Genomic DNA, 16,139 nt, shown 5'->3' with positions numbered 1-16,139 from the left:
TTGTTCCTGCCCCGCCCCCTCCAAGCAACCGCTTAGGTGGCCTGGAAGGGGGCGGTTTGTGATGCAAGTGGCCGCAAGCCCTCGGTCCGCGGCCGTGAGACCGCGCCTAGCACCTCATGCAGTCAAGCACCCGCCAAAAAAGCTTCATTTTCACGGTTTCGCGTCATACTGATGACCGCGCTGAGAAAATAACGCGGCCAGCAACTCTATAGGCTTGCCGTCAACATTATACTGTTGTAGAACTTGGGCACCCGAGAAGGGTGCCGGGTCCTACCTGTTGGAGGGGCCACAGGCGTGGGGACTGAACTAGAAAAAGAAACGCCGAATGTGGTTACAGAACTTACATTCAGACAGCTTGTCGCCAGCGGCTACCTTGCCGAAGTTGTCTGCCAAGCTGAGGCTTACCGCAAAGCATCAGTCTGGTATGGCGAGTGGATCGTTCGGGTCGTCAATACAGATCGAACGTTTGAGAAACTCCTTGTTACGACACCACGCCGTGTCGGAGAGATCGACGAAATCAAAGTCAGGGTCTTCAAGACTATTAACGGCCTTACATCTTTCATGCACGAGGTCGGCTTCGCGCATGTGGACACGCCGCTCTTCAGCGGGAACCGCACCCTCCATTCCATTGCAAAGAACTCAAGCGAGGAAAGCGGCGCCAGCGGCAGTGGCTTGCCTACTGGCGGGGCTGACGCTTAACCCTACTAAAATTTACGGCAACGGCATGGTTCTCGTGCCGGGTTCCGACGGAGCTTTCCAGTTTAGAGAACAAAGCAGCGGATTTGCCCGCCATTTTGGGTCTGGCGGGCAACCAATAATTTCGAGAACAACACCCTCGGCTTCGCTCCCCGAAAATACGATGTCGCTGCTTGCGACACCCGATTCTGGATTTCGCGCTCCAAGAGCCGTTCGGGGCAGTGAAGAAGTTCTCAATGCCATCGATCAAGCCGCAGTCCGCTACGGCGGTCATGTTGCCTTGCGCAAGGCTGGAATGTCGCTGATGGAATGGCGCAACTTCTATCGCGCCAATATCGAAATTGAGAGTGCTTATAATCCCCGGGCGCGCAGCCATGTAGGCGCTATCGGCTTGGGCCAACTCATGCCTGCGACCGCCGCCAAATTAGGCGTAGACCCCCACGACATGCACCAAAACCTTGATGGATCGGCACGTTATTTGCTGATGCTTCTCAATCGGTTTGGATCAAAGGAACTTGCGCTCGCAGGCTATAACGCTGGCCCCGGAGCAGTCGAGCAACACGGGGGGATCCCTCCGTATCGGGAAACACAGGGCCACGTCCGGAAGGTCATGGCGGTGTTCCATAGACTGACTATAGCAACCGCTGAATAGGAGTTAATTCTATGTCCTTTCTCATGCAGGCCTCGGGGCCCGCACGATCCCGTATGTCTTACGCCCAGGTTATGAACACGGCTCCCCGCCAAATTGATACGTGGACCAAGGTGGGGCTAGTGATGCTGGCAGCCTTTGTCTTCTCCATTATGTGGAGTGAACCGGCGGCGGCACAGTCAATCAACCTCAATCCCATCCAGACCTTCCTGCAGAGCATCGTGACGGCGCTGACGGGAACCTTGGGCAAGACCATCGCAACTCTTGCACTCGTCTGCGTCTGCATCGGCTGGTTCATGGGCTACATCGAGATGCGGTTGGCGATCTACATTCTGGTCGCGATCGTAATTGTCGGCTCGGCCGCCACCATAGTGAACTCCCTCTGGAGCACCTGATAGGCGAGGAATGACGGTGGAAAAGGATACTGTCTATAGGGGCCTTCTTCGTCCCGCAAAACTCTTCGGACTTCCTCTGACTTCTGCCGTCATTCTTTTTGCGACGGTCATGCTCGGGTTCATGTGGGCCGAAAGCTTTTGGGCATTGGCAACAATCGTCGTTTTCTACCCAGCCCTTTACGGGCTGGCAAAATGGGACCCGAATTTCTTCAACGTTATTACTAAAACGCTGAAGAACTTCGGCCCCTCAAAAAACCGCAAAGTTTGGGGTGGAGACTCGTATGAGCCGTAACCAGAAGAAAGCGATGCCCGCAGGCTTCAAGCGGCTTTTCAGCTCACAGCACGGTAAAACGGTATTCCCGCGTGCTATGAAGGACGAGCTACAATTTGAGGCGTTCCTGCCATTCGTGTCATTGCAGGCTGACGATAAGACAGTCCTGACGCGTGGCGGCGAGCTGATCCAGTGCATCAGGGTCGATGGCCTCAACTCCATGACGTCCAGCGACCGCGATGTTATTCTACTCAAAGATGCTGTGGCTGAAATCCTTGCGCAGCAGGGCGAGCGGTATTCGGTTTATATCCACAAGATCAGCCGCCCCTTCAAAGTCTCACTAACGGACATTGAAGCTGAAGGCTTTGCACAGGAGGTCGATGCAGCCTGGAAAGCTGTAGTTGCGGGTCGGGTGCTGCGCGACAAGACGCTGACCATCAGCATCATTAATCGTCCGGCAGGACTGCTTGGAAGTCTGTCGGCAGGCGACAAGCTGAAAGAGCTGTTCTCCCGCTCGCGCAAGAAAGACGCGCTGGAGGCGTTCATCGCTAATAGGGCTGAACGGCTGACTGACCTCGATGAAACGGTAGGTGTCGTTCTCGCCACTTTAGGTCATCTGAATGCGCGCGTCCTAACAGGAGCATCGGGCGAGCTAGTGGGCTTCCTTGAAGGCATTGGGACGGGCGTTGAACTGCCCGCCTTCCCCAGCAACGAACTAGGAATTCTGGCTCGGAGCATCTGCAACTACCGGCCTACCTTCCGGGGGACGCGGGTGCATGTGAGCGGGGGTGTGGTGTCAAACCGCGTTGGCCACGTGTTCACGATCAAGAACTATCCGACCGGCACCTTTCCGGGAATGTTCGATGAACTGAACCTGCCGATCGACATGGTGATAACCAATTCCTTCGTTCCAATCAGCGACGATAGAGCCAGCGAATTGATCCGGCGCAACCTTGAGCAGCGGCGCGGCTCTGGGGATGCGGCGGAAACGGACCAAGACAAGCTGCGCGAGGGTCGCAACAGAGTGGCCTCTGGTTTGGAAACCCTTGGCTATCATCACATGACTGTCGCCATTTATGCTGAGGACGAAAAGACCTTGGCACGCGCAGCCGCCGATGTGCGCCAGATCGCGCAGGAAAACGGCACCAAGATCATTACTGAAGCCTTCGCCGGGCAGGGACACTACTTCGCTCAATGGCCGGGGAACGCGACATATCGGGCGCGGACCGGCCTGGTGAGCAACCACGTCTTTGCTGGTATGGCCGCACTCCATCGCACTCCCACCGGCCTGACCGGCGAGGTGCTGCCTTGGGCCACGCCTCTGACCGTGTTTCCGACGCCTGAAAAGAGCGGCTACCTGTTTTCTTTTCATCCGGCCGGAGAAGCGGACAAGGAGCCACCTGCAGGTCACACCGTCATCTTCGGCCCCTCCAGCGGCGGCAAGTCCGTGCTGATTTCCTTTCTGATGACGCAAGCGCAGCGGGTGGGCGCACGGGTCTTCGCCTTCGACTACCTGCGCGGCTTGGAGGTTCAGATCGAGGCTCTGGGTGGAAGCTACACGACGATTTCACCGCACAAGCCCACGGGCCTCAATCCGCTTTATGCGGAAAGGGACACTGCCGGACAGGCATGGCTCAGCGAGTGGCTGACTGCGCTCCTCAATCGTCCTGAACGGCCCCTGTCACCGGTCCAGACACAGCAGCTTCATAATGCTGTAGTGGAAACAGCGCGGGCTCCGGATCATCTTCGCAACTTCAACGGCTTTCCGTCTCTGTTCAGCCACCTCGATGACAGCGGCGATCTTGAACAGCGGGTGAAGGAATGGGCGCCTTCAGGCCGGTATGGGTGGGTGTTCGGCAACAACGAGGTAGACAACTTCGCCCTCGATAAGAACGTCATGGGCTTCGACATGACGGCCGTTCTCGACTCCGATAACGAGAAGGAGCGCACGGCGATCCTCGGTTATATCTTCCAGCGCCTAGAGCGGAAGCTACAGGACCGTCATCCAACGATCACAGTCATTGATGAAGCGTGGAATGCGCTCGGCACCGAATACTTCGCCGACAAGCTGGAAAAGTGGCTGGTCACGGCGCGGAAGCTCAATGCCGTAGTAGTGATGGTTACGCAATTCCCCTCGCAGCTCGAGAAGAGCAAGGCAGGCGCGGCAATTCTGCAAGGTGTCCAAACACAGATCCTGATCCCCAACCGTCGGGCATCGCCAGACAACTATGCTGCGCTTCATCTGAATGACCGGGAAATGGGGATGGTTCTCGGCGCACCCACCGGATCGCGCCTGGCCCTTATCCGCAACTCCTCCGCGTCAGTCGTAGTGGACGTGAACCTCGGCGCGCTCGGGGAAACACTGAACATCCTTGGTGGCAGCAAGACGGGCCGTGCGGCTCTCGATGCTTACCAAGCACGCACCCAGAAGAAGGAAGAAATCGCATGAAGTACGTCATCATGATCTGTGTTCTGGCCTTCACGGTGTCGGCCTGTGCAAGCACCAGTCCCGCTCGTTCGTCCTGCTTCGTGAACGGCAAGCCCGTCTGCAAATTTACGCCCATTCATGAGCTTTGGGCTGAAGGATGATGCACCGAGCGACATTTGCTAAGGCGCTTGCGGTAGTAGGGCTGTGCGCTAGCACGGTCCCTGCTGCAGCACAGGGCGTTCCCATTATTGATGGAAACCTGCTCAAGCAGAACTTAGCGATCCTGGCCGAACAGGAACGCGATCTCACGCGGCAGCAACGTAAGCTGTCTCGGGCCGAAGCACAGTTGCAGCTTGACGCGGAAATCATCGCGGAACTCGACAAGCTGATCGAGGCTGGCTCCCTGCCAGTTGGCCCGACTGGCGACATGATCCAGACCCTTGAGGCTGGCGCAGGCCAGTCTGCGGCATCGGCCCAAACCCTTTATAACCCGACAGACACTAACGCGGCAGCGAGCAAGACTTTTGGTGATGCCGCCCTGACTGTGGAAGAAGTCATCATTGCTGGCACCAAGGCAACCTACAGCCATGCTGGCGTTTCCAAGGCGGGGCTGTCGCAGGCGCAGTGGCGGGCGTTGCTTCAGGCGATGATCTGGCAGGAAAGCAGGTTCAATCCCTTCGTCGGCTCTCATGCCGGCGCGTGGGGTCTAACGCAGCTCATGCCGGGAACGGCCAAGGAAGTCGGAGTTGCGGGCGACTACCGAACCAACCCTTATTCGCAGGTTCTTGGTGGGGCCACCTATCTCGCAAGGATGCTGTCGATGTTCGACGGCAACATCGTTCTCGCCCTCGCCGCATATAATGCGGGGCCAGGAAACGTGCAGAAATATGGCGGCGTGCCTCCCTTCGCGGAAACACGGCACTACGTCCAAGTGATCCCCGCCAAGTATAACGAGTATTTGGCCGCAATCGGCGGAGTGGACGCCCTTGGGACCATAGCCCCTGTTGATGCCGCTGGCGCCAACCTCGCCATGATGGGCGACGGAGCATCTGCCTATGGCGGCAACATGGTGCAGGAAATTGCAGCCATCGCACATCGACTGAAGGCGATTATCAGCCAGATGGAGCAGAACCAAAATCCGTCACAGGCTTGGGCGCTGAACACCTATGCGCGTGCCGAGATGGGCCGGATCATGGCCCTCCGGGTCCGTGTCCTCGCAGCGCAGAACAAGACGGTCAGTGCCGAGGCTTTGCAGCAAGCCACGGCTCATGCCGAAGAACGCAAATTCATGAAATTCTCGAACGACTGAGGTTCCACAATGCTTTTCAAGCGTATGGGTCAAATTGCAAGAACCGGCGTTGTGGTGGCGGTTCTCGCGATCACGGGCCTGACCACTGCAGAAACGGTCCGTCCTTCGGCTGCATGGGCGCAAGGCGTTCCGACCATCGACGGCCAGAATACCTTACAGACCATCAAGCAGCTTGAGGCCATGCTGCGCGATGCGGGCGTGCAGGCGGATCTTCTGTCCAATGCCGTCAAGCAGGTCGAGCAGTTGCAAGCGCAACTCACGCAGTTGCAGGACATTTACGGCCAGTTTTCCGGCACGCGGAACATTGTGGACATGGCAATGGGCCAAAACCTGGACGGCATTCTCAACGGCAATATGACCAATGTGCTGGGGACCATTCAGGCCGGAATGAGCGGCGACTGGTCCGGCTTCAACTCCGGCAAGTCGGATAAGTTGACACAGGCCGTAAACACCGCCTTGTCCACCGCTGGATTGTCGCAAGAAACTGTCACGGGGATGGCATCTTCTGGTGTTCCCGCTGCAGAGCGGGTGGCCGCTCAGGCATCCAGCGGCGCGGTTCTGGCGGCGACGGCAGAACAAACCTATGCCGAAACTGCGTCCTCTCTCGAACGCGTCAACACGCTGGTCGAAATGACGCAGAGCAGCGTGGACATAAAAGAGTCCATCGACCTCAACACGCGGATGCTGGCGGAACTGTCGGTGCAGCTCGCCAAGTCTCTCGAACTGCAATCCATCGAGGCCGTCTACAACGGTCAGGCTGGCGTCTTGTCGGCCGCGACTATTGCCGAGGAACGCGCCTACATGACCTTCTCGAACGAGTAATTTCCATGAGCAACATCAAAGACGTTTTCGAGGAAGAGCTGATCTACGGCGCGCGCGATGAAGCCGCGATGTGGAAACGTATCGCCTTTATCGCCAGCGGTTTTGGCATAACCGGCTGTCTCGCCGCAGCACTTGTGGCCCTTTACATCGACAAGCCGGCTCCTGCCTTGATCCCGTTCGATCCGTCCACTGGCACAGCCTTGCCGATGGCAAATGTCGGCACGATCAGTTTGGCCGAGCGGGAAGCTGTGATGCAATCGCTTGTCTATGCTTATGTCCGCGACAGAGAAACCTACAACCAGCTTGATAATGATCTTCGGATCGAGGGTGTATTTACCCGCTCTACCGGACAAGCGGCACGTTCCTTGCAGCAGGTATGGAACGAGCAAAATCCGGAATATCCACCGAAAATCTACGGCGAAAACTCCCGCATTGACGTGGCCGTGTCCTCGATCTCGGACATAGGGAACAACCGCGCGCAAGCCCGCCTCACTAAGCGCCTGACGACGAGCGACGGCATCACGGAAGGCACCTTCGTCGTCACTCTGGCCTATGATTATGACCCTTCCACTCTCCGCAGCTTGGACGGAGTTTGGGCCAACCCTTTCGGCTTCACTGTCAGCGAATACACCGTAGCAGCCGAACGCTTCCGGGGTGAAGGAGACATTCAATGAGAGAATGGTTGATCGGCGCTGCGCTCTGCGCAGCCACTTTGGCAAGCCCTGCACTGGCTGAAGTAACGCCTGCGGCTGGACGGCACGACTCCCGAGTTCGGAACGCTGTATATCAGGATGGGCAGGTCTATCGCGTGAATGTCGGCATGATGCGCGTAACCTCCGTCGAGTTTGGTCCCGGCGAAGAGATTACCAGTATCGTGGCGGGCGATACTGAGGGGTTCAACTTTGACGGCGTTCCAGGCGGGCGGGCGCTCGTGGTCAAGCCGACCGTTCCCGGCGGCTCGACCAACATGACCGTGTATACCAATCGTCGTGCCTATTACCTGCATCTGCAGGAAGCAGGGCAAAGGGCGGATTATGTTGTGCGTTTCGATGGTGGCGTTGTCGCGCAGGCGCCGCGGACTGCCGCCGCCGAGCCGCAGAACAAGCAACTCAACCCGACAAGAGAGTGGCACGGCTACGCAGCTAGCGAAAGAAATGCGGCCCTGCCGTCGCATGTTTGGGATGACGGGGATTTCACCTATTTCCGCTTTCCGCGCAGCGCGCAGCTTCCGGCGATCTTCAAGACCTCGAATGGACCTGAAAGGACTGTTAACAGCACCACGCTCCCGGACGGCACTATTCGGGTGAGTGGCCTGAGCCCCTATTGGGTGCTGCGAATTTCCGCCACGGAAACTGTCATCAAGCGTCTGGACCCACGTTCATGAGCGAGCAAAACGAACTTGAGTCCGATGCCGCACGCCTTGCGGCCGAAGTGCAAGAGTCGCGGGCGAACAACCGCCGCGGCGGTTCTGGCGGTCAGAACAACATGCTCGTCGGCACCGCTCTTGCGGCTGTCTGCGGCGGCATAATCGCTTTCATGTTCTGGCCGGAGACCAACACAGCGGCGCAGCTGTCCTTGCCGACTGGTCAGCCCGAACAGTTCCAGACCTCTAGCGAAGCTCCCTTCCCTCGTATGCCTCTGCCGATGCGGCGTGAACCGGAGCAGCCCCAACCTGACCCCGCTCTGCTAGAGCAGATTGCAGCACTGCAAGCGGAAATCGAGCGGCTGCGCGAGCAGCCGCAGACTGAGATTTTCGTGGAGGAAGATGCGCCGATCACAGCGAATGACCCTCAGATCGACGCATTGCTTGACCAGGTTGCGGAACTGCAAGCCACGATGAACCGAATGCAGAGCGAGAGCGCGCGTGATCTTGCCGAACGTGAACGGCAGCTTGCGCAGCTTCAAGCACAACTTGATGCAGCTCGCATTACTGGCGGAAACTACGATCTAGGCTCCAACAGTGGCGAACTGAACCGAGACCTTGAAGCAGAAGAATTCTACCGCGCACGGGTGTCATCACCCTTGATCGCCTTTGGCGGCGGCGGTCCCGGTGGCGGCGCAGCCGGCGCAGGCGCCTATCCGGAAACGGCGGGAATAGACCCTAACCTACGGCGGCAAAGCCAGAACGAGCGGTTCGCTCGCCAGCAGGCATCTCGTGCATCAATGGAACAGGCCAAGATCATCGCCAATCCGGCTAACACCGTCATGCAAGGGACGATGATTCAAGCAGTGCTGGAGACTGCTATCAACACGGACCTTCCCGGCGCGATCCGTGCGCTGGTATCTGAGGATGTGCATTCCTTCGACGGTTCGCGCATCCTCATCCCCAGAGGATCGCGTGTCATCGGGGCCTATAACGACAACACGGACCTCGGCCAGCGCCGGGCGATGATCGTCTGGAACAGGATCATCATGCCTGACAATCAGGCTGTGGACATTGGTGCTTATGGAGGTGACTTCATCGGCCGTTCGGGCATGGAAGGCGTAGTAAGAACGCATTTCGGGGCACGCTTCGGCTCTGCCGCTCTTATCAGTCTGGTTGGCATAGGGCCTGCCCTTGCTCTGACAAATGAGGACAACGACAGCAACGCCTCGGACATTGCCAATGCTTTGTCGCAGAACATGACGGGGGCCTTGCAAGGCACCTTGAGCGACTACCTGAACCGCAAGCCGACAATTGCAGTCAAGCAGGGCTCGTTGGTCACGATCATGGTTGACCGAGACCTGGAGATCTTCTGATGGGTTGGCTGTCTCACAAGCTCGACCGCTTCAAGCCGTGGCTGGATGATCCAGCCACGGTGGAAATCTCAGTCAATCCGGACCGCAGCATCTGGGTCTTGAAGCGCGGCGACGTGCATATGAGAGATACAGGCGAGAAAGTGGACGCTGGCTTTGGTCACTCGCTCTCAAACCAAATTGCCGGGGAGAACCAGGCGCAAACCGGCCGCGACAAGCTGCTAGTCTCAGCGACCGTTTCCCATGCTGACCGGCCGATCCGGGCGCAGGGGGTCTTGGCTCCGGCCACACCGCAGGAGGCGGCATTGTCGTTCCGACTGTTCGCCGCCTTGCCTATTGATGAAATCGAGCTGAAGTTTCTGCACGACAAGCCCGTAGATTTGAATGCGGAACGCAAGAAGCGCAACGCTCGTCTTGCCGAACTAGTAGCTGGTGGAGACCTGAAGGCGGCGTTGCAATTCTGCGTGGAGAACAAGCTGAACATTCTGATCTCAGGCGGAACCGATACTGGGAAATCCGTGGTGCTTCGGAAGATCATTTCCATGATCCAGCGCAACGAACGGATCATCACTATTGAGGATGCCCGCGAACTGTTCCCGTCGCAGCCCAACACAGTATCCTTGATCGCCGAACGGGGCGGGACCACCCGAACCACGGATATGCTTCTTGAAGCCACCCTTCGGTTGCGGCCGGATCGCCTTATTGTTGGCGAGGTGCGGGGCCGCGAAGCGATGACGTTCCTAGAAGCCGTCAACACCGGCCACGGCGGCTCAATGACAACTATCCATGCGGAAACCCCAGAATTGGCGCTCGATCGACTGGCGATTGCAGCAGGCCGCTCAGACGTTCGGATGAGCTACGCAGATCTTCGCAACTACATCTTGCGCACCATTGACGTGATTATCCAGACAGGCCGCATTGGAGAAGATCGCGGCATCGCGCAGATTTACATTCCATCGTTAGGAGAAGCGGCATGAAGTGGATGATTGCTGGCATTTTTGGGTTTTCGGCCCTAGCAGCCTCGGCCGGTAGCTTCATGACGTTCTCGAATGAGGACGATGTGTCCCAAGTGGAAACCTACAAGACACCAGGAGGATGCACAGCTCCGCGCCCTCCCGAGGTCGAAGATCGCCGGGTGCAGGGCGTAGGTGCTTTGCGCTTTATGGAAAGCTCCTACATCCATCAAGTCGCAGCTAGCATTGAAGCCGCCAACGGCGAATGCACCTGCGAACTCCGCTTTCCATCTTGGGATGCAGCTCTGGAAGATGTGGAAGAGCGCTTCATCACCCTACCGGATAATGCAAGCAGCGAGTGGGTAAGAGACTATTCGCGATCCGCGCGAAGCCGCCTTACCCGAGAAGTCAATCAGCTCTGCAAAGCGCAGGGGATATACTGATGGGCGTGATTGAAGACTTCGTTGGTCGGGCCCAGGGGCAGCTTGATGATGTGGCGCAGTCGAGCTTTGGGGCCGTTCTGGATGGTATGGGCAACCTTACTGCCGTGATGGCGACCCTTGCTGTGGTCATGCTCGGCGTGAACATGGTCTTACAATACCGGCCCATGACGGCAAGCGCGATCATCGTCACCTTCATAAAGCTGATTGCCATAGGCAGCATTGGCTTGGTGTGGGGCCAGTTCAACATGATCTCAAGTGCCGTCGAAAGCGGCATCAACAGCATTTCAGCCAATCTACTGGGCCAGTTCGGAGGCTCAGAGGTTCCCTCTAACAACTTGGCGGCTGCGATGGACACCTTCATTGCCGACTTTGCTGACAAGGCAAATCAAGTCATGGAGCCTATGGGCTGGATGGCCGGGGCGATCATGAGCGTGGTCGTGTTCATCAGCATGGGAAGTCTCGCTGCCCTAGCCGCTCTCCTGCTGATCTTCGGTAAGGTGATGGTCACGATCTATCTTGGGATCGCACCCATTTTTATTGCCTTGAGCATGTTCGAGGTCACGAAAGACTATTTCAACAGGTGGCTGCAAGGCGCTGTCAGCTACATGCTGTATCCGCTTGTCACTGCCGTCATGCTTGGGGGGCTGATCCGCATTGTTATGGGTTACATGGACACGCTGAACACCACGATGACCGAAAGCATTTCAGACTTTATCCCGTTCATTGCCTGCATGGTTATCATGACCGTTTGCACCCTCTGCATCCCCATGATCGTCAGCTCTTTGAGCGGCATGATTATGGCCGTGACGCCGACACAAGCGGCCTTGGCGACGGCAGGCGTAGGTGGCGCCGCAGCACTTGCAGGACGAAAACTTGCCACAAGCGCCGCAGCACGCGCTGCCACAGCCGGGGCCAAGAAGGTAGCAAGCGGAGCGCAAAACTACGGGGATCTTGCGGCGGCTGGCTCCCGAGATTTAGCTACACGAATAGCCGCGCGAAGCGCGAAATACTAAAGAGAAAGGCCGGCGCTAGCGCCGGCCTTTTTGGTGGTAGTCGAGGCAACTTAGACAGCGCGAGCCTTGGCCTCTGCAATTTTCAAAGCCATGCCGTCTATCGACAAGCGTGCCGCTGCCGCGTCCTCGACGGAGACCTGCACTGGTGATCCGCTGACCTCGGGCAACGGCAAGGCGCCTTGACGCTCCTTGCCCCGGCGGCGCAAGCGTGCCGCTTTCTTCTGAAGATCGGAAGGCGGAGCCAGGGGCGCAGGCGGATTGCCCTTGATAGCGCCAGTGTTTGGCAGGTCGAAAGTCTGTTGTCCGTTCGCATCCTCAATCGCGCTGGCAGCCTTCTTCTGAAGATCAGACGCAGCAGCCAACGGTGCGGCTGGCTCAGCCTCGGCAGATGGTGGGTCTTGCGGGGCAGAAGCCTCTTCATGGTCCGCATGCTCGGCCGCAGGCGCGTCCTTCTCAGAAAGAGCCCCCTGCCCTCCCTCGCCGTCTGCCACGTCCCGCTTCTCGGCCGCGCGAGCCTGAGCATCAGCCTTTGCCTTTTCCGCTTCGTCCCGTTGTGCAGCCAGATCTTCGGCTGTCTCTATATACTTGTAGTCGGCTTCCGTGATCGCGTGCGGCGGGATTGGTAGCGGTGCATCGAAATTCTGGCTCTCGTAGAGTTCCTGATAAGCTGTGTCGTCGTAATACATTAGCCGCTTCGCACGGATGGGCATATCGGCGTCCACTACGATGATAACGTCATCATCGGGAAGGCGGCGTGCCTGGTCGCGTGTCAGCAGCGGGTGTTCTTCGGTCCGTTCGGAAATGTTATTTGAGAAGAGACCATCCTTGATGTTCTTCGATTTGCTCACGACGCGCTTAGTCGTCATCCCTACGGCTTCGGATAGCTCGGCAATGGTGTCCGGCTCACTCGGGGTCAGGTAGAGCTTGATCCCTGCCCCGCCCTGCAAGGTTTTTCGCACTTGCTCTCCATAGACCACATCGAGGTCGGGGATGGTCTGCGTGATCAAAGCAAGGTTGCCACCATAGCTGCGCAGAAGCGAAATGCTCTCGGCTACGATGGGCATTCGCCCAATGCGCTGAAACTCGTCCATCAGGATCAGAACTGGAAAGGGCTCGTCCTTGCGTGGCTCGTGATCCTGCAAGGCTGCAATGAGGTCCGCGAAGAACAGCCGGATCAGCGGTGCGATAGTCGGAATGTCATTGAACGGGGTGGTGAGATAGACGGTCTGCGGCTTCTTGCGGAACGTAGAGAAATCAAAGTCGCTGGCATCCGTGACCGCGCAGGTATGAGGGTTTGCCCAAGCTGACATGCCCGCCGATGACAACACTGAGATATAAGCTGAAAGCGTCTTTTCGGTCGTTCCCGCAAGCTGCTCAAAGATGATCTTGGCGCTTCGATCTTTGACGGTCTGCGCATAGGCTTTGAACTTGGCGTTGTAGTCTCCACCACCGAAAGCCAGCTTGTGAATCCGGCCCAAGGTCAAGTCGCCCTGTTCATAGGCAAGGATACCGCAGGCCACGAAGATTGATCGGCTGTTGGGCAGGAAGCTTGCGGCGGAACTGTCGTCGGCCTGCAGGAACAGGGTCGCGACCTTTTCCAGCTCGGCCATGCGCTTCGCAGGATTAGAGTAGGTCGTGATCCGCGCCAATGGGTTGTAGCGGAAAGACGGCTCATCGAAATCACGCGGGCTGAACCGATAGACGGTCTGCCCCATTTTCTCACGGAAGCGCGCCGTGGCCTCGTAGTTTTCTCCTTTGACATCGAGGACCACGGCGCTCCCCTTGTAGGAAAGCAGGTTTGGGATGACGAAGCCGACGCCCTTGCCTCGTCCTGTTGGCGCCACCAGAAGGCAATGCGGAAACTTGCCCGACACGATGTATTTGCCCTTCTTCTTCGGCCCTGTCGTCTTGGCGAGGACAAATCCTGTCCGGGCGTCGCCGAAGAAGTTTTTCCGCTTCATCTCGCGAGCCGTCATCCAGTGGGTCGTGCCGAAGCGCGTCAACTGCTCCTGGACAATACGGCTAGAGGCAAGCAATCCCGCACAGAAGAACCCGGCGATGATGGTGTTGACGATAACCCACCGCTGCGGCTGCTGCTCCTGAAGCGCAGCATAGTTGCGAACCAGCCAAAGGAAGTCGGGCTCTGCGTGGCCGAACCAGAATTGAACCACACCTGTTGCCACGACATATCCAATAGCGGCGGCGGTGGCAGAAATCAGCGAAACGCCGCCAGCCAACCGCATCCGTATTGTCAGTTTCTCGGTTGCCATCCCCTGCCCCTTAAAGTTCGTGTCCGTCATCGCGGCCACGCTCGCGCCGCACTTCCGCTTCGCGTGCGGTCTCCCGCTCGATGGTTTCTTGATGCTCGGCCTTACGGTTGATCTCCATGAGATCGCGATCCGCCCTGACGGCAGTGATAGCATCCGAACGGTCCACGCCTCTGCTCTGCTCGGCCTCAAGATACTTCTCGGCCATGACCAGACGTTCGGCCTTGTCCGGCACGATCTCTGACAAAGTGTCGCTGTTGCCCGCGCGAAGCTCATGCACGGCATCCTTGCCCGCAACTTGCTCCACAATCTCAGTCAGACGCTCTTGCTGCTCGGGAGACAAATGATCCCGACCCGCAAGTTCGCGCGCTTCCGCAATCAACGCTTGGCGATCCTCGACGCTCGAAACCAAATCGCGGTCGTCAGGTAGATCGGGCACGGCGCGCTCGGTCAAAACGCTGCGCTCCGAAATGGCCCGGTAGGTTGCAGCAAGATCCTCGTAAGCCTGCCGCGAGCCCTCTTCCGTTGCCATGTCATATCCGCGTGCTGCAGCTAGGTTCTGCGCGTCGACGGCAACCCAATGCGCCTCAAGGGCGGCAGAGCGTGCCTCGATGTTGGCGCGGGCCGCGACCTCAGCCGCATCGATGCCCGTTCCTTCAAGCACCTCGGAAAGCTGGCTACGATCCATCGCGGCAATCGCTTCGCGGTGGCCGTCCGCGTAAATCGTCCCCTGCGCCGGATCGGAATATTCGGCACGGTCAAGGCCAGTCGAAAGACGCTCCACATCGCGAACGGCTGCGAAATACTGCGCCTCGACCTCTGGCCGGTCGGCCGGGGCAAGCTGTGGGATGGTGTCACGCACCTCAGCCAGCTTGTCGCGAGCTTCTTCGATAACCGTAAGGGCTTTGGCTGTGTCTGCCGTCAGTTCGTCCTGATGCGGCATTCCGAAGTTGGTCCTGGCGCCATCCTCAATCGTCATGTTGCGCTCTGAAATGTCACCCTCATTCAAATGGCGTGCTTCCGGCATGGTATTCCTCCTTGCTCTCTCAATAATTTCCGGGGTCAATGACAGCCCGCGTTCCAGCAGATCGGCGGCGGCGGCAAAACCGCGCGACAGTGCCGTAAAGCCGTCCGCAAAGGTGGCGGAAAGCGAGCGATACTCGGCTGCATGGGCCAAGACTTGTTCGCGCTTCCACTCCATGCTGCGCTGCTCGTGGAGGTTGGGCGCGGGTTCTTCGTGGCTGCCAGTTGCAATGCCGCGTTCGGGCAGTTCGACAGCCCATTTATTTCGGTGTGTCTCGATGGTGCGCCCGTCGCGCGTTTTGACCTGGACGGGATGCTTGCCTTCGTGGGTGATGCGGATGGCATCACCCTTTTCGGCTTCGCTTGCAGCCACGACCGAACCAAGTTCCTTGCCCCAAAGCGTTTTGACGCCTTGGGGAGAATCCACAGTCACGAAGTAGCTGGGCCGCTCTTTGGGATCGTTCTGATAAGGGGCCTCTCCGTGGTCCAGAAGAGTTCCGGCTAGGCCGCGGACGGCAGGCGCGCGGTTCTTGCCCTGCTCATTCTCGCCGGTGAGGCCCCGCGACAGCTTGCTGCTGTTGACCATTTCGATACCGTGAGCGGCAGCGTGGGCAACAATGGTGTCCTTCACCCGGTCATAGGTAAATTCCCCGTCCCGCGCGAAATAGAACCATTCACCTTCAGCGTTTTTGCGGTCCACGACGATATGGACGTGCGGGAGGCCGTTGTCTGTGTGAAGCGCGGCGATGTAGTTGAACCGACTGCGGCCCTGATCGAATGTGTCGTAGCAGGTGGCGCGCATGATCTCGGCCACCTTCTCGGGATCGGTGCCGCGCGGGAAGCTTGCGACCATGTGCATCGAATGGCCGGCTTTAACTCTTCGATCCCACCCTTCGGCCCACTCGTCGGCAATCGCATCAGTGAAATGCTCCGGCAGGTGATCCAGCCGGTCATATTCCTTATTGGGGTCGATGATGTGCTCGGCCTTACCAAGCACATAGTTAAGCTGCGCGGACAGGCCCATTGCCCCCTTGCACCCGCCATTCGGGACCACTTTGAACATGACTTGGGGAAGCCCACGGACATTCCCCATTGCCCGGCCCGCGCGACTTGACCGGACGCTAAATGTGTCGC

The 16,139-nt window shown here is 58.2% G+C and carries 16 protein-coding genes; 14 read left to right on the top strand and 2 right to left on the bottom strand.

The genetic code is table 11. From position 1 onward, the window contains the following. Positions 1-294: 294 nt before the first annotated feature. The 14 genes from BLP73_RS16600 to BLP73_RS16545 are packed head-to-tail and all read left to right on the top strand — an operon-like array spanning position 295 to position 11,715. Positions 295-699, top strand: coding sequence for a hypothetical protein (locus BLP73_RS16600; RefSeq protein WP_245686721.1), 405 nt, complete (start codon positions 295-297; stop codon positions 697-699). A gap of 25 nt (positions 700-724) precedes the next feature. After that, the gene (locus tag BLP73_RS16595) at positions 725-1,348 is read left to right on the top strand and encodes a lytic transglycosylase domain-containing protein (protein WP_090747344.1); all 624 of its coding nucleotides are present in this window, start codon (positions 725-727) and stop codon (positions 1,346-1,348) included. A 53-nt stretch (positions 1,349-1,401) separates the two neighbouring features. Beyond that, a complete protein-coding gene (locus tag BLP73_RS16590; protein ID WP_245686720.1) occupies positions 1,402-1,740 on the top strand; it encodes a TrbC/VirB2 family protein in 339 nt (112 codons plus the stop codon). Positions 1,741-1,756: 16 nt separating this feature from the next. Beyond that, positions 1,757-2,032, top strand: coding sequence for a VirB3 family type IV secretion system protein (locus tag BLP73_RS16585; RefSeq protein WP_175453405.1), 276 nt, complete (start codon positions 1,757-1,759; stop codon positions 2,030-2,032). Then, on the top strand, positions 2,022-4,460 hold the full coding sequence (locus tag BLP73_RS16580) for a VirB4 family type IV secretion/conjugal transfer ATPase (protein ID WP_090747339.1): 2,439 nt from the start codon (positions 2,022-2,024) through the stop codon (positions 4,458-4,460). Before BLP73_RS16585 ends, BLP73_RS16580 begins: the two co-directional genes overlap by 11 nt. Next, positions 4,457-4,600: a hypothetical protein gene (locus BLP73_RS19490; RefSeq protein ID WP_175453404.1), complete on the top strand. Its 144-nt coding sequence runs from the start codon at positions 4,457-4,459 to the stop codon at positions 4,598-4,600. Before BLP73_RS16580 ends, BLP73_RS19490 begins: the two co-directional genes overlap by 4 nt. Further along, a complete protein-coding gene (locus BLP73_RS16575; protein WP_090747336.1) occupies positions 4,600-5,748 on the top strand; it encodes a lytic transglycosylase domain-containing protein in 1,149 nt (382 codons plus the stop codon). The genes BLP73_RS19490 and BLP73_RS16575 overlap by 1 nt, the downstream gene beginning before the upstream one ends. Before the next feature lie 9 nt (positions 5,749-5,757). Continuing rightward, positions 5,758-6,570: a type IV secretion system protein gene (locus tag BLP73_RS16570; RefSeq protein WP_090747333.1), complete on the top strand. Its 813-nt coding sequence runs from the start codon at positions 5,758-5,760 to the stop codon at positions 6,568-6,570. Positions 6,571-6,575: 5 nt separating this feature from the next. Next, on the top strand, positions 6,576-7,244 hold the full coding sequence (locus tag BLP73_RS16565; RefSeq protein WP_090747331.1) for a VirB8 family type IV secretion system protein: 669 nt from the start codon (positions 6,576-6,578) through the stop codon (positions 7,242-7,244). Next, positions 7,241-7,954, top strand: a complete 714-nt coding sequence (locus BLP73_RS16560) for a TrbG/VirB9 family P-type conjugative transfer protein (protein ID WP_090747328.1) — start codon at positions 7,241-7,243, stop codon at positions 7,952-7,954. The genes BLP73_RS16565 and BLP73_RS16560 overlap by 4 nt, the downstream gene beginning before the upstream one ends. Then, on the top strand, positions 7,951-9,309 hold the full coding sequence (locus BLP73_RS16555; RefSeq protein ID WP_090747325.1) for a TraB/TrbI/VirB10 family type IV secretion system protein: 1,359 nt from the start codon (positions 7,951-7,953) through the stop codon (positions 9,307-9,309). The genes BLP73_RS16560 and BLP73_RS16555 overlap by 4 nt, the downstream gene beginning before the upstream one ends. After that, entirely contained in the window at positions 9,309-10,283 is a 975-nt protein-coding gene (locus BLP73_RS16550) for an ATPase, T2SS/T4P/T4SS family (RefSeq protein WP_090747323.1), read from the top strand. The genes BLP73_RS16555 and BLP73_RS16550 overlap by 1 nt, the downstream gene beginning before the upstream one ends. Further along, positions 10,280-10,702: a hypothetical protein gene (locus BLP73_RS19170; protein WP_139166007.1), complete on the top strand. Its 423-nt coding sequence runs from the start codon at positions 10,280-10,282 to the stop codon at positions 10,700-10,702. The genes BLP73_RS16550 and BLP73_RS19170 overlap by 4 nt, the downstream gene beginning before the upstream one ends. Continuing rightward, positions 10,702-11,715 carry a TrbL/VirB6 family protein gene (locus BLP73_RS16545; RefSeq protein ID WP_090747319.1) on the top strand — a complete coding sequence of 338 codons (1,014 nt, stop codon included), beginning with the start codon at positions 10,702-10,704 and terminating at the stop codon, positions 11,713-11,715. The genes BLP73_RS19170 and BLP73_RS16545 overlap by 1 nt, the downstream gene beginning before the upstream one ends. Positions 11,716-11,765: 50 nt before the next feature. Here BLP73_RS16545 and BLP73_RS16540 read toward each other — a convergent pair whose 3' ends face one another. Next, positions 11,766-13,985 carry a type IV secretory system conjugative DNA transfer family protein gene (locus tag BLP73_RS16540; protein ID WP_175453403.1) on the bottom strand — a complete coding sequence of 740 codons (2,220 nt, stop codon included), beginning with the start codon at positions 13,983-13,985 and terminating at the stop codon, positions 11,766-11,768. Positions 13,986-13,995: 10 nt separating this feature from the next. Then, complete coding sequence (locus BLP73_RS16535) at positions 13,996-16,068, bottom strand: relaxase/mobilization nuclease domain-containing protein (protein ID WP_175453402.1); 2,073 nt, start codon at positions 16,066-16,068, stop codon at positions 13,996-13,998. Positions 16,069-16,139 lie beyond the last annotated feature (71 nt).

Origin of the sequence: Paracoccus tibetensis, from assembly GCF_900102505.1 — a bacterium.
GTDB classification, from domain to species: Bacteria; Pseudomonadota; Alphaproteobacteria; order Rhodobacterales; family Rhodobacteraceae; genus Paracoccus; species Paracoccus tibetensis.
This window is presented reverse-complemented; position numbering and strand designations above follow the sequence as displayed.

Excerpts from the sequence above, each read along its gene's own strand:
- BLP73_RS16570 (WP_090747333.1), top strand. The coding sequence starts at position 5,758 with ATGCTTTTCAAGCGTATGGGTCAAATTGCAAGAACCGGCGTTGTGGTG.
- BLP73_RS19170 (WP_139166007.1), top strand. The coding sequence starts at position 10,280 with ATGAAGTGGATGATTGCTGGCATTTTTGGGTTTTCGGCCCTAGCAGCC.
- BLP73_RS16560 (WP_090747328.1), top strand. The coding sequence starts at position 7,241 with ATGAGAGAATGGTTGATCGGCGCTGCGCTCTGCGCAGCCACTTTGGCA.
- BLP73_RS16565 (WP_090747331.1), top strand. The coding sequence starts at position 6,576 with ATGAGCAACATCAAAGACGTTTTCGAGGAAGAGCTGATCTACGGCGCG.
- BLP73_RS16535 (WP_175453402.1), bottom strand. The coding sequence starts at position 16,068 with ATGTTCAAAGTGGTCCCGAATGGCGGGTGCAAGGGGGCAATGGGCCTG.
- BLP73_RS16590 (WP_245686720.1), top strand. The coding sequence starts at position 1,402 with ATGTCTTACGCCCAGGTTATGAACACGGCTCCCCGCCAAATTGATACG.
- BLP73_RS16555 (WP_090747325.1), top strand. The coding sequence starts at position 7,951 with ATGAGCGAGCAAAACGAACTTGAGTCCGATGCCGCACGCCTTGCGGCC.
- BLP73_RS16575 (WP_090747336.1), top strand. The coding sequence starts at position 4,600 with ATGCACCGAGCGACATTTGCTAAGGCGCTTGCGGTAGTAGGGCTGTGC.
- BLP73_RS19490 (WP_175453404.1), top strand. The coding sequence starts at position 4,457 with ATGAAGTACGTCATCATGATCTGTGTTCTGGCCTTCACGGTGTCGGCC.
- BLP73_RS16595 (WP_090747344.1), top strand. The coding sequence starts at position 725 with ATGGTTCTCGTGCCGGGTTCCGACGGAGCTTTCCAGTTTAGAGAACAA.
- BLP73_RS16540 (WP_175453403.1), bottom strand. The coding sequence starts at position 13,985 with ATGGCAACCGAGAAACTGACAATACGGATGCGGTTGGCTGGCGGCGTT.
- BLP73_RS16550 (WP_090747323.1), top strand. The coding sequence starts at position 9,309 with ATGGGTTGGCTGTCTCACAAGCTCGACCGCTTCAAGCCGTGGCTGGAT.
- BLP73_RS16545 (WP_090747319.1), top strand. The coding sequence starts at position 10,702 with ATGGGCGTGATTGAAGACTTCGTTGGTCGGGCCCAGGGGCAGCTTGAT.
- BLP73_RS16580 (WP_090747339.1), top strand. The coding sequence starts at position 2,022 with ATGAGCCGTAACCAGAAGAAAGCGATGCCCGCAGGCTTCAAGCGGCTT.